The sequence below is a fragment of the Trinickia sp. genome, assembly GCF_057351765.1.
This window is the reverse complement of the sequence record NZ_JBMRBK010000024.1, coordinates 74699-87417: the sequence shown is the minus strand read 5'-3', so window position 1 is coordinate 87417 and position 12719 is coordinate 74699. Positions and strand designations below refer to the sequence as shown.

At 64.1% G+C, this 12719-nt stretch carries 11 protein-coding genes; 7 read left to right on the top strand and 4 right to left on the bottom strand.

All coding sequences use genetic code 11. The features are described from left to right. Positions 1–75 precede the first annotated feature (75 nt). Together ACO1XS_RS06335 and ACO1XS_RS06330 are read left to right on the top strand one after the other, a co-directional pair. Entirely contained in the window at positions 76–1833 is a 1758-nt protein-coding gene (locus ACO1XS_RS06335; protein ID WP_486390239.1) for an ABC transporter permease, read from the top strand. A 41-nt stretch (positions 1834–1874) separates the two neighbouring features. Next, a complete protein-coding gene (locus tag ACO1XS_RS06330) occupies positions 1875–3236 on the top strand; it encodes an ABC transporter ATP-binding protein (protein ID WP_486390238.1) in 1362 nt (453 codons plus the stop codon). 156 nt (positions 3237–3392) lie between these two features. Here the strand turns inward: ACO1XS_RS06330 and ACO1XS_RS06325 are convergent, their stop codons facing one another. Next, positions 3393–4457: a sigma-54 interaction domain-containing protein gene (locus ACO1XS_RS06325; protein ID WP_331572348.1), complete on the bottom strand. Its 1065-nt coding sequence runs from the start codon at positions 4455–4457 to the stop codon at positions 3393–3395. 292 nt (positions 4458–4749) lie between these two features. On the opposite strand from ACO1XS_RS06325, the gene ACO1XS_RS06320 reads away from it, so the two are divergent. From ACO1XS_RS06320 to otsA, 5 genes are all read left to right on the top strand, one after another. Next, positions 4750–5013, top strand: coding sequence for a hypothetical protein (locus ACO1XS_RS06320; protein ID WP_331572387.1), 264 nt, complete (start codon positions 4750–4752; stop codon positions 5011–5013). A gap of 185 nt (positions 5014–5198) precedes the next feature. Next, on the top strand, positions 5199–6620 hold the full coding sequence (locus ACO1XS_RS06315) for a sigma-54-dependent transcriptional regulator (RefSeq protein ID WP_331572347.1): 1422 nt from the start codon (positions 5199–5201) through the stop codon (positions 6618–6620). A 109-nt stretch (positions 6621–6729) separates the two neighbouring features. Then, positions 6730–6906 (top strand): hypothetical protein, encoded by a 177-nt coding sequence (locus ACO1XS_RS06310; RefSeq protein WP_331572346.1) that lies wholly within the window; start codon positions 6730–6732, stop codon positions 6904–6906. A gap of 140 nt (positions 6907–7046) precedes the next feature. Next, positions 7047–7259, top strand: a complete 213-nt coding sequence (locus ACO1XS_RS06305; RefSeq protein WP_173260014.1) for a hypothetical protein — start codon at positions 7047–7049, stop codon at positions 7257–7259. Between the two features lie 203 nt (positions 7260–7462). After that, a complete protein-coding gene (gene otsA / locus ACO1XS_RS06300) occupies positions 7463–8944 on the top strand; it encodes an alpha,alpha-trehalose-phosphate synthase (UDP-forming) (protein ID WP_331572345.1) in 1482 nt (493 codons plus the stop codon). A gap of 93 nt (positions 8945–9037) precedes the next feature. Here the strand turns inward: otsA and ACO1XS_RS06295 are convergent, their stop codons facing one another. From ACO1XS_RS06295 to ACO1XS_RS06285, 3 genes are all read right to left on the bottom strand, one after another. Then, positions 9038–10528, bottom strand: a complete 1491-nt coding sequence (locus tag ACO1XS_RS06295) for an RNA polymerase factor sigma-54 (RefSeq protein WP_331572344.1) — start codon at positions 10526–10528, stop codon at positions 9038–9040. A gap of 243 nt (positions 10529–10771) precedes the next feature. Then, positions 10772–12136 (bottom strand): MFS transporter, encoded by a 1365-nt coding sequence (locus ACO1XS_RS06290; protein WP_486390237.1) that lies wholly within the window; start codon positions 12134–12136, stop codon positions 10772–10774. Between the two features lie 7 nt (positions 12137–12143). Continuing rightward, positions 12144–12653 carry a YbhB/YbcL family Raf kinase inhibitor-like protein gene (locus tag ACO1XS_RS06285; protein ID WP_331572341.1) on the bottom strand — a complete coding sequence of 170 codons (510 nt, stop codon included), beginning with the start codon at positions 12651–12653 and terminating at the stop codon, positions 12144–12146. Between the last annotated feature and the right edge of the window lie 66 nt (positions 12654–12719).

Below are 12719 nucleotides of genomic sequence, written 5' to 3'. Positions count from 1 at the left end.
ACCAGTTTCGGGTTTGCCGGCGCATTGGCCCGCTTGCCAGGCTGCTGCCTCACGCCGCCAGGCCAGGGGGCGCTGATGGACTTCAGCTTCGACCTGAAGCGCACTGCCAACGCATCGGTGTGGCGGCTTTTGCCCAACCGCTGGGACTTCGTCGCCTTTCCGCTCATCATCTGCCTGATCGCGATGGCGGCCATCGGCGTTCACCAGACGATGGCGCCGATTTCGACGCTCAAGACGCAGGTGATCTCGCTTGACCCGTCGAACTTGCCCGAGTATGCGCTGCGCACCACGCTGCGGATGCTTGCCGCGATGTGCGCGTCGCTCACGTTCACGCTCGTCTATGGCACGCTCGCCGCGAAAAGCCGGCGCGCGGGCATGGTGCTGATCCCGGTCCTGGACATCCTTCAGTCCGTGCCCGTGCTTGGCTACATTTCGTTTACGGTAACGTTTTTCCTGGCGCTGTTCCCGAAGCAGGTCCTCGGCGCCGAGCTCGCGGCCATCTTCGCGATCTTCACGAGCCAGGCCTGGAACATGACGTTCAGCTTCTACCAGTCGCTGCGCACGGTGCCGCGCGATCTCGACGAGGTCTCGCGCGGCTTCCACCTGACCGCCTGGCAGCGTTTCTGGAAGCTCGAAGTTCCGTTCTCGATGCCGGGTCTCATCTGGAACATGATGATGTCGATGTCAGGGGGCTGGTTCTTCGTCGTCGCATCGGAGGCCATCACCGTCGGCAACAACACGATCACGCTGCCCGGCATCGGCGCCTATCTTGCGCAGGCAATCTCGGACAAGAACCTCGTCGCCGTCGGCTGGGTCATCCTCGCGATGACGGTCGTCATCCTCGCGTACGACCAGTTGATGTTCCGCCCGCTCGTCGCGTGGGCCGACAAATTTCGGATGGAGACGACGAGTTCGGGCAACGCGCCCGAGTCGTGGCTGCTCGATGTCGTGCGGCGCACGCGGCTCATTCATCGGTTGCTCGTGCCGGTGGGGTGGCTTTTTTCGAAGGCTGCGCGCGTGCCGATCCGGTTGTCGTTGCGGCCGCGCTTGCGGCTGGGCCGGGCCGGTGGCGCGCGGCGGGCATCGTCGCGCGCCGCCGATATCGCGTGGGCGCTCGTTCTGCTCGCCGGTACGCTGTACGTCGTCTGGCGCGTCGCGGCCTATGTGCGGACCGGCGTGACGCTCGACGAAGTCTGGCACGTCATTCTGCTCGGCTTCATCACGCTTGTGCGCGTCGCGATCCTGATCGCGCTTTCCTCGCTGATCTGGGTGCCCATCGGGGTCCTCATCGGGCTGCGTCCGGCCTTGGCCGAGAAGATTCAGCCGCTTGCGCAGTTTTTCGCTGCCTTTCCGGCCAATCTGCTCTTTCCGGTGTTCGTGGTCGTGATCGTCCGCTTCCACCTGAATCCGGACATCTGGCTTTCGCCGCTCATCGTGCTCGGCACGCAGTGGTACATTTTGTTCAACGTGATCGCCGGAGCGACGGCCTATCCGAACGATTACCGGGAAGCTGCGACGAACTTCCGCATTCGCGGCTGGCAATGGTGGCGCCAGTGCATGCTGCCGGGCATTTTCCCCTATTACGTGACGGGTGCGCTGACGGCCTCGGGCGGCGCCTGGAACGCGAGCATCGTCTCCGAGGCGGTCCAGTGGGGCGACACGCATGTCGTCGCGCATGGGCTGGGTGCCTATATCGCGCAGATGACTGCCGCGGGCGACTTTCCGAAGATCATTCTCGGCATCACCGTCATGTCGCTTTTCGTCACGCTGTTCAACCGCAGTCTGTGGCGGCCGCTCTATGCTTATGCCGAGTCGAAGCTCCGGCTCGATTGATGCAAAAAACGCACGATAAGTCCATTCGAGAGTGAAGCGCAATGCAAAACCCCAAAGCTGAACCGAGCTCGGCGTCGTCCGTTTCACCCGCGTCGCTCGGCGCCGGTGCCGCGCCTCGCCTCGGCGAGGAAATCCTCAACGTCAAAGACGTGTGCCGCGGCTTTTCGAAAGCGCAGGGCGAACTGCTCGTTCTCGACGACGTCAATCTCTCGCTGCGCTCGGGCGAAATCGTTGGTTTGCTCGGACGGTCCGGTTCGGGCAAGTCGACGCTGTTGCGCATCATCGCCGGGCTCATCGAGCCGACGGATGGCCACGTCGACTATCTCGGCCAACCGCTCGCCGGTCCCGCCGAGGGCGTCGCCATGGTGTTTCAGACCTTTGCGCTCTTTCCCTGGCTCACCGTCTTGCAGAACGTGGAAGCGGGTCTCGAGGCGCAGGGCGTCGGTGCGCGCGAGCGGCGCGAACGGGCGTTGGCCGCGATCGATCTGATCGGTCTCGACGGCTTCGAGAACGCGTACCCGCGCGAACTGTCGGGCGGCATGCGCCAACGCGTCGGCTTTGCGCGCGCGCTGGTCGTCGATCCCACGTTGCTCTTGATGGATGAACCGTTTTCGGCGCTCGACGTGCTGACCGCGGAGACGTTGCGCACGGACTTGCTCGACTTGTGGACGCAGCGGCGCATGCCCATCAAATCGATTCTGATCGTCACGCACAACATCGAAGAGGCGGTGTTCATGTGCGATCGCATCCTCGTGCTTTCGTCGAACCCGGGGCGGGTGATCGCAGAGATCAAGGTGCCGTTCGTGCATCCGCGCAACCGTCTCGATCCGGCGTTCAAGCGTCTCGTCGACGACATCTACGCGAAGATGACGGCGCGCCGTACCGACGAAGCCACGAAGAAGGGGCTCGAGCTCGGCAGCTGGCTGCCGAGCGTCTCGACGAACTTGATGGCGGGTCTCATCGAAACGCTCGCGGCGCCGCCGTATCACGGCCGGGCCGATATGCCGGAAATCGCGCGCTCGCTGCATCTCGAGGTCGACGATCTCTTCCCGATCGCGGAAGTGCTGCAGCACCTCGGCTTCACCGACGTGCGAGAGGGCGATATCTTCCTCACGCCGCCCGCGCGAGTCTTCGCCGAGTTCGGCACGCAGGAACGCAAGATGATGTTCGCCGAGCACCTGTTGCGTCATGTGCCGCTTGCCGCGCGGATCAAGAAGGTACTCAACGAACGCCCGGGCCATCGGGCGCCGCGCGTGCGGTTCGAGCAGGAGCTCGAGGATTTTCTGTCGGACAGCGCGGCCGAGGAAACGCTCGACGCCGTCATCAACTGGGGCCGCTACGGCGAGATTTTTTCGTATAACGACCAGACCGAAATCTTCAGCCTCGAGGACGTCGAGTCCTGATCGTCATCTATCACGGGCGCGGAGCCTGTTTGCGGCTCCGCTGACCATGATCACCTGAATGGGCCGCTTGGGGCGCGCATGGACTTGTCAAAAGACAGTCCTGTACCGTCACGCATCGATCATGGCGGTGGACATGTTGCAATGTGCGAGCGCGTCTCAGGCATTGCCCGCCGACGGCGCGTCATCTTCGTCCTCATACGCGCCCAGACGGTTGTAAAGCGTCTTCAGGCTGACGCCGAGCGCCTTTGCCGTGCGCCGCTTGTCGCCGCCGCAGTGCTTCAGCGTGCCGAGAATGATCTGGCGCTGGGCTTCGGCGAGCGGCGTGCCGACCCAGATGCTCATCGCATCGCCTTGCGTTACGGCCTTTTTCGAGCGCGCCGCGAGCCGCGGATGCTCGATCTCGACCGTCTTTTCGGCCAGGATGAAGGCCCGGTAGATGCTGTTCTTCAGCTCGCGCACGTTGCCCGGCCACGAGTAGGTGCGTAGCGTTTCCCTCGCCCGCTTGCTGAAGACCTTGTTCGTGCCCTCCCGCGTGTTGAGCTCCGCGAGAAAGTGTTGAGCGAGCAACTCGCGATCGCCCTCGCGCTCGCGCAGCGGCGGCGCACGCAGCGGAAACACGGCGAGGCGATACATCAAGTCCTCGCGCAAGCCGTTCTCCTTCACCGCCGACGCCGGGTCGCGATTCGTCGCCGCGATGACACGCACGTCGCTATGCAGCAGTTCCGTGCCGCCGACGCGATAGAACGTGCCCGTTTCCAGCGCGCGCAGCAACTTGACCTGGCGCACGGGCATCATCTCGGTCACCTCGTCGAGAAAGAGCGTCCCGCCATTGGCATGCTCGAAGTAACCGGCACGGCCTTGCACGGCGCCGGTGAAACTGCCGCGCTCATGGCCGAAGAGTTCGGCTTCGATCAGATTATCGGGAATCGCACCGCAGTTGACGGCCACGAACGGTTGATCGTGCCGACGGCTGCGATCGTGAATCGTCCGCGCGATCAGTTCCTTGCCGGTACCGGATTCGCCGACGATGAGCACGGTTGCATCCGTCGCCGCCACGCGCTCGATTTGCTCGAACAGCTCGAGCATCGCGGGCGATGCGCCGTAGAGCATGCCATAGGACTCGAGCCCCTCGGGTGTACGCTGGGGGCCGGAATCGTTTCGTTGGGCGGAGCCGTTGTCCGGAGCTTCCGCCGGAGTGTCAAAGTCGCTTGACGTCGCCATGAGTTCGGGATCCGAAGCGCGCAAGCGGATGCCGTGTGCATCGCCGCGCGCGTTTTTCCGAGTAGTCGAACCGGTATTTAACCACGTCGGAGCCTGCTTACGTCGGCCAAAGATGCCAAGCGAACCCCGCTTACCGAGTGGCATGAAACATGCTCTTGGTATGGCCTCGCAGCGGGAACTCGCGGCCGTCGGATCGATCCGAATGAAAGTCCGCGGCATCGAGAATCCGCATGCGGAAAAACTTGCAACGGTCTATACCATTCATATCGGCAACGAATGCAAGGGGAATCAAATGGCCCGTCCCAGAATCGGTATTTTCGGCGCGCTGGTCGCGGTAGGCGGCGTGCTCGCGTGGCGGTGGGCGCAGAAACACCGTGCGTCGCAGGCGCGGCTCGCCGGCGAATTGAATCGTTGGGAAGCTGAAGGCGGCGCACTGGCGTCCACCAGCCAGGAAGCGCCCTCGACGCTGGCTTCGCACGTGTCGCCAGGCACCATGTCGAACGGCCATGCGCAGGTAGGCGGCACGGCAGACGCATGGCGCTTCCCGCATAGCTGACCCTATTCCACGCGAGTCGGCCGGCTGTCCGTCCGTTCTTGCGCGGTTCGGCCCGGGCGGGCAGGATAGAGCCCCGTCGGAGAGGCCGCGGCGCCGCGGCGCGGCAGGGCTGTTGTGCGCTTGGAATTCGCTCCGTTGATTGGATTCCGTTCCATTTCGACACTACTCATTGATGACAGAACCCGATGCCACACGTGCTGATAGTTGACGACGACCCCGAGACCCGTGAAGCGCTGGTCTCGATCATTGCCGAAGATGGACTGACGACCGCGACGGCGGGCGATCTGCGCGAAGCGCGCATTCAGCTCGTCCGGCAAACGCCCGACGTCGTGTTCACCGATCTACAACTGCCGGACGGCAGCGGCGTCGATCTGTTCGAAGATCTCGACCCGCGCTCGGGCGTCGAAATCGTCGTGATCACAGGGCATGCCACGGTCGAATCCGCGGTGTCGGCGCTCAAAATGGGCGCCTCCGACTACCTGGTGAAGCCGATCAACATGCAGCGCGTGAAAGCGGTGCTCGACCGGCTGCCGCGCGCCGGCGATCTGAAAGCGCAAATCGGCAACTTGCGTGGCGAACTGCGGCGCATGGGCCGTTTCGGCCTCATGCTCGGCAGTTCGCCGGCCATGCAGTCTGTGTACGACCAGATCGGGCGCGTGGCGCCAACAGCGGCGTCGGTGCTGCTGGTGGGCGAGTCGGGCACCGGCAAGGAAGTGGCGGCGCAGACGATTCACGAGTTGAGCCTGCGGCGCAAGCACGCGTTTTTAGCGGTCAATTGCGGCGCGATCTCGCCGAACCTGATCGAATCGGAAATGTTCGGACACGAGCGGGGCTCGTTTACCGGTGCGGATCGTCAGCACAAGGGCTATTTCGAACGGGCCAACGGTGGAACGATTTTTCTCGACGAAATCACGGAGATGCCGGCCGAGTTGCAGGTCAAGTTCCTGCGCGTGTTGGAGACGGGCATGTTCATGCGTGTCGGTACGACAAAAGAGATCGAAACCGACGTGCGGGTCATTGCTGCGACGAATCGCGATCCGGAAGAGGCGGTGCTCGAAGGCAAGCTGCGGCTCGATCTCTATCACCGGCTCAACGTTTTTCCGATCAGCCTGCCGCCGCTGCGCGAGCGCGGCAACGACGTCTGGCTGCTGGCGCAGGCGTTTCTCGATGAACACAACGAACAACACGGCACGCATAAGCAATTCCCACCCGCGGCCAAGGACATGATGCTGTCGTACCCCTGGCCGGGCAACGTCCGTGAGCTGAAGAATTATGTGCAACGCGCCTATATCATGTCCGGCGCCGATTCCGATACGACGGCCGCGGTACCGCTGCAGATTTCGCTATCCAAGCCTACGACGGGCACAGCCGTCACCATACCATTCGGGACATCGCTCGCAGTCGCCGATCGTCAGCTCATTCTCGCCACGCTCGATCAGTGCGGCGGAGTGAAGACGCGTGCCGCCGAAATTCTCGGCATCAGCCTCAAGACGCTCTATAACCGGCTCGTCGAGTACAACGAGGAAGGCGGCAAATCCGCGGCGGGAGAAGCGGCCGGCGACCCCGATCCGGCCGGAGAAACGGGCGAGCCGGCGGCGGGCCCCTGAGGCGTGGCCCGGCATGCACGGCTGGGCAAACCGATTGCTCGATAGCGGTGGCGGGCGATGTGTGCAACGCATCGCTGCGTATCACTCATGCCCACTCGAGGAGATCGCGATGCACGAATCGAAGCGCGAGCCGATCCGGCTCCACACGCCCGAACCCGACCCGCCTGGGCCGCCCCCCACGGAGGATCCGCCCGGGCCGCATCCCGAGCCCGAGCGCGAACCTCCGGAGCCGCCTATGCCGCCGATCGGCGATCCGCCGCCCGAGCCGATGCAGGCAAGCGCGTAAAGTCCCGGCGAATACTGTCCTGTATGGGTTACATATCTTGCGCAATTGTTACCGCGCGAAACAGCGCGCCGCATCCTAGACTGTTCGCATAGGCAGATCCGGTTTCGCCCATCCGGGCGCGCTTCGACGAGAGGTATCCCATGAGACATCCAGCGTTGCGGCGTTCGCCGCGCCACGCTTCCAAGCGCGAAGCCAAAAACACCGGTCAGACATCCGGGCCGCCTGCGCACGACCCATCCGCGCAGAACCGCGTTGCGCCAAATGCGCCGCCTGACGGGGCGTTCAACCAGGGCGGTGCGCGTCCGGAGGGGCTCGATTACCAGCGCGATCTCGGGGCTGAGCAGGACGCCTGAACGCCTGGCCCGGTGCGCGTAATCGTAGAGGACACCTAAGTTAATTCGATGCACGCGAGCGCGTCGCTCAGGGGACGCGACGCGCTCGCGCCTCGCATGCTCGAAAGCGGTGCATTGCGACGGCACGCGACTTGCATTCGATGAACCGGAGCGGCGATGGTTGTCGCCACGCGAGAACGCCAATTCGACGAGGTGGGGCCGCAATGAGCAGACTTATCGTGGTATCGAATCGTGTTGCGCCGACGCAAGAGGGACGTCCCGCCGCCGGAGGGCTGGCAATCGGCGTTCTCGATGCGTTGAAGGAGACGGGTGGCCTGTGGTTTGGATGGAGCGGCGAAATCGTCACACAGGGCGACGGGCCCGCTATCGAGAAGCAAGGCAACGTCACTTACGCGACGGTGGGTTTGACGCGTCGCGATTACGATCAGTACTACCGAGGGTTTTCGAATGCGACGCTGTGGCCGACGTTTCACTATCGCACCGATCTCTCCCGCTACGACCGGCAGGAATACGCCGGCTATCTGCGCGTCAATATCGCGCTCGCAACGCAATTGAAGGCACTGCTCAAGCCCGACGACATCATTTGGGTGCATGACTATCACCTGTTGCCGTTCGGGCGCGCGCTGCGCGATCTCGGTGTAACGAATCCGATCGGCTTCTTCCTGCATATTCCGTTTCCGGTGCCGGAGATGCTGCGAGCCGTCCCGCCGCATGCCGAGCTCGTCCACGCGATGTGCAGTTACGACGTGCTTGGATTCCAGACGCAGACCGACCGTCAAGCGTTCGTCGACTACATCGAACGCGGGGGCTTCGGTTCAGTGAGCGCGGAGGGCATGGTGCATGCGTTCGGACGGCTGCTGAAAGTGGGTGCCTACCCGATCGGTATCTATCCGGATGCGGTTGCGAAGGCCGCCGAACAGTTCAGCGATCGCAAATCCGTCGCCGAACTGCGCGAGGCGGCAGGCGGGCGCAAGCTCATCATGAGCGTGGACCGGCTCGATTACTCGAAAGGCCTCGTCGAGCGCTTTCAGGCGTTCGAACGGCTTTTGGCCGACGTGCCGCACTGGCAAGGAAAGGTCTCGCTCGTGCAAATCGCACCGCCGACGCGCTCGGATGTGCAGACCTATCAGCGCATCCGCCAAACGCTCGAAGGCGAGGCGGGGCGCATCAACGGACGTTTCGCTCAGCTCGACTGGACGCCGATCCAATACCTGAATCGCAAATACGAACGCAACGTGCTGATGGCGCTGTTCCGATTGTCGCAAGTGGGCTACGTCACGCCGCTGCGCGACGGAATGAATCTCGTGGCGAAAGAGTATGTCGCGTCGCAGGATCCGGCCGATCCCGGCGTGCTCGTGCTGTCGCAATTCGCGGGCGCGGTGGAACAACTGCCCGGGGCACTCGTCGTCAATCCGTTCGATCTTTCTCAAATGGGCGATGCGCTGGCCTGCGCGTTGTCGATGCCGCTCACCGAGCGCAAGGCGCGCCACGCCGACATGATGGCGCGCCTGCGTGCCAACGATCTATCGACCTGGCGCGATGCGTTCCTCGACGACCTGCGGCACGTCGTCGAGGCCGCGTCGGTGACGCGTCGCGCCGTCGAACTGGCCGACAAGGGCCTCGACGTGCCGATTCCGTTTCGCTATCCCGTGAACCGGCCGGCGCGTGCCCTGCATCGGTCCTGAGGCGATCGACGGTATCTCCGGAACGCAATCGATAAAAAAGGGCCGCTCTTCGAGAGCGGCCCTTCGTTCATGCTGCGCGCCCGTTATGGGCTGCTACCCTTGACGTCGCAATTGCGCGGGCGGCAGTTTGAGCAAATTGCGGTATTTGGCGACGGTGCGTCGCGCGACGAGCATGCCTTCTTGCGTCAGCATCTTCGCCAGCGCCACGTCCGAGAGCGGATTGCGCGGGTCCTCCTGCTCGATCATCTCTTTGATGAGGGCGCGCACGGCCGCGGCTGAGCAACGCCCGCCGGTTTCGGTCGCGAGCTCGCGCGGAAAGAAATGTCTGAATTCGAAGATGCCGCGCGGCGTGGCCATGTACTTGTTGCTCGATGCGCGCGAGACGGTCGACTCGTGCAGGCCGAGTTCCTCCGCGAGCTTGCTCAGTACGAGCGGCTTCAGCGCGATTTCGCCGTAATCGAAGAACGCCTTCTGATACGACACGATGCATTGCGCGACGCGCTGAATGGTCGTGAAACGCTGCTCGGCGTTGCGCAGCAGCCAACGGGCTTCTTGCAGTTGCTGGGCGAGCGGCGAGCCACTGCCCCCGGCGGATTGAGCGAAGAGTTCCGCATAGACGCGATGGATCCGCGCGCGGGGCAGGACGGCGGGGTTGATTGTCGCGACCCAGCGGTTCTTCACCCGTCGGACGATCACATCCGGAATGACGTAGTTGTCGTCGGTGCGGGCGTAATACTCGCCCGGCTTGGGATCGAGCCGCCGCACGAGCGCGCATGCGACGCGCAACTCCTCGGCCGAGCAGCCGAGCTGTTTCTGGAGCTCGGCATGTTCGCGGCGCGCGAGCCGCTCGAGATGGCTTGCGGCGATTTCGTGCGCGAGATCGCGCCCCGCCGTTTCAGGCGGCATCGCATCGAGTTGCAACTGTAGGCATTCGGCGAGCGAACGCGCGCCCACACCGGGCCGATCGAGCGTTTGCACGAGCCGCAGCGCCACCCGCAGCTCTTCTTCGGCCAGCGGAGGGTCGGCTTCGAACGCGGCGGCGAGATCGCTGAGCGAATCGCGCAGGTAGCCGTCGTCGTCGAGCGCTTCGATCACGACTTGCGCCGCGGCACGATCGCGCTCGTTGAGCGGATAAAGGCTCAGCAGATCGTGCAGATGTTCATGCATCGTCGGCTGGGCATGCGCCCATGCGCCCGGGTCCACGTCGTCGCCGTCGCCGTTATGACGCGACGCGGAGCGCAGTGACCAGTCCTGCGAGAAATCGCCGCTGGCCTCCTCGCTGGCGGCGGCGGCCGATGCATCGGCTGCGGCGAGGCTGTCGAGCCCCTCGGTGGCTTCAGTGGTTGTGGGCGCAACGGTTTCCGCGGCGTCCTGTCCGACGCCGTGGACCTCTTTGACGCGATCGGACTCGGTCTCCCCGTCGGGAACCAGTTCGTCGTATTCGAGAAACGGATTGCTGTCCAGCGCTTGACGCAGCTCGTGCTGAAACTCGAGCGACGACAACTGCAGCAACCGCACCGATTGCTGCAGGCGCGGCGTCAACGCGACGTGTTGTTTGCTGCGAAGTTCGAGAGTCGGTGGCATAGTCTGGGTCCGTTTGAAGAGGTCCCAGCAACTAAAGCAACGCCCATACCATGCCACGCAACGAGCGACGGCACCCGGCAGGCGGGGGGCTCACGCCATGTCGGCAGCCTTATCCAGGTAGCAGCTTTTACAGGTAGTGTGCAAAAAACGCGCCGCATTCCTCGGCTTACGCGCGATCGTGTGCGCTGGCGTACGCTTGCGCGCGGTAAGCGGGGGCGGGAACTGGCGCCAACGAAGCGCGCGTCAGGCGGTGGCGCGCTGCGTTTGCCTCAATCGAAGCAGGCTCACGCATGCGGCGAGCGCCGCGAAACCCGCTCCGAGCTGAAGGCAAATCATCGGACCGCTCGTCGGCGCGACGCCGAATACCAGCGCAACGAGCGCGGCGCCGAGCGTTTGCCCGGTGAGCCGCGCGGTGCCGAGCATGCCGCTCGCGCCCCCGCTGCGCTCGCGCGGTGCGGCGGACAGCAACTGGCGGTTGTTCGGCGCCTGGAAGAGGCCGAAGCCCGCGCCGCAAACGGCCATGCGCCAGGCGATGTCGGCGCCGCCGGGGTGCGAGCCGAGCGTGGCCAGCAGCACGAGGCCAGCGGCGAGAATCGCGAGGCCGATGCCGCCGAGGATACCGGCCGAGTAGCGATCCGAAAGCACGCCCGAGAGCGGAGCGGCGAAGACGATCGCGAGGGGCCAGGGCGTGATGAGCAGGCCGGTTTGAACCTGCGTGAAGCCGAACGTCGCTTGAAAAAGAAACGGCAGCGACACGAATGCCAGCATCTGAGCGCAAAAGGAACAGATCGATGTGCCGACCGAAAGCGCAAAGACAGGAATCCTCAATAAGTCGACCGGCAAAAGCGGTGCGCGCTGCCGCAGTTGCCGCTTCACGAAGAAGTAGCCGACGGCTATCACCGCCAACGCTTGCAGCGTCACATAAGGCCAGGATTCGCCGTGGCCCACGCCGTCGATCGTGAAGACCATGAGGCCGAACACGAACGCGTTCATGACCGCGCTCAGGTAGTCGTAAGGCGCATTGTGTCCGGGGGTGTTGGGCAGCGCCTTGAATGCACCGACGATCGTGACGATGCCGATGGGCACGTTGATCGCAAACAGCCACGGCCACGATGCAACGGCGAGAATGCCGGACGCGACCGTCGGTCCCACTGCCGAGGCGAGCGCCACCACCATCGCGTTCAATGCGACGCCGCGCCCGAGGTGCGCGGGCGGATAGATTGCGCGCACGAGCGCAGTGTTGACGCTCATCAGGCCGGCTGCGCCGAAGCCTTGCACGACGCGCATCGCGGCGAGCATGGGCAGCGAGCCGGACAGCGCGCAGCCGAGCGACGCCAGCGTGAAAAGCGCGAGCCCCGCCGTATAGACCCGCCGATAGCCGATGCGATCGCCGAGCGAGGCGAGCGGCAGCAGCGAGATCGTGATTGACAGCTGGTACGCGTTGACGACCCAGATGGACGCCGCGGCACTCGCGTGCGTGTCGCGCGCGATGGTCGGCAACGCGACGTTGGCGATGGCGCTATCGAGGACGGCCAGCGTCAGGCCAAGCGCAATGACCGCGACGGCCCAGTAGCGTTCGGGAACGGGAAGGCCTTGGTCTGTCAACATCCGCGTTTCATTTCAGCTCGTAAAGGCCCGTGTAGATCGTCGAGTCGATTTCGTTCATATGCGTCATGAAGCGTGCGACGGCGTTCGTCGTCTCGGCCGTGACCGGCAGATGCGGCACCTTGAGCGCGTGAAGACGGAAGATGTAGCGGTGCGGCTTGTCTCCGCGCGGTGGCGCAGCACCGCCGAAGCCTTGCGTGCCGTAGTCGTTGCGCACCTGCACCGCGCCGGCCGGAAGCAGCGAGCCGTCGGCCTTGCCGGCGTTGCGTGGCAGCGATCGCGCGTCGGGCGGAATGTTGACGACGACCCAATGCCAAAAGCCGCTGCCGGTCGGCGCGTCCGGGTCGTGGACGGTCAGTGCGAGGCTTTGCGCGTCTTCGGGGACGCCTTCCCATTGGAGGGAGGGCGATGCGTTCGCGCCGTTACCGTCGACACCGAACATTTTGTCGTCGCATTCCTGATCCTTCGGCATGAAGCCGTTGATCGGGAAGTCGTCGGACCACAGTCTGAAGTCAGCCATCGAATGCCTCCATTTTTTGAAACGTCAACGTCGAGGCCGCGAAGCGGCGAGCGAGCCGAGTTTAGC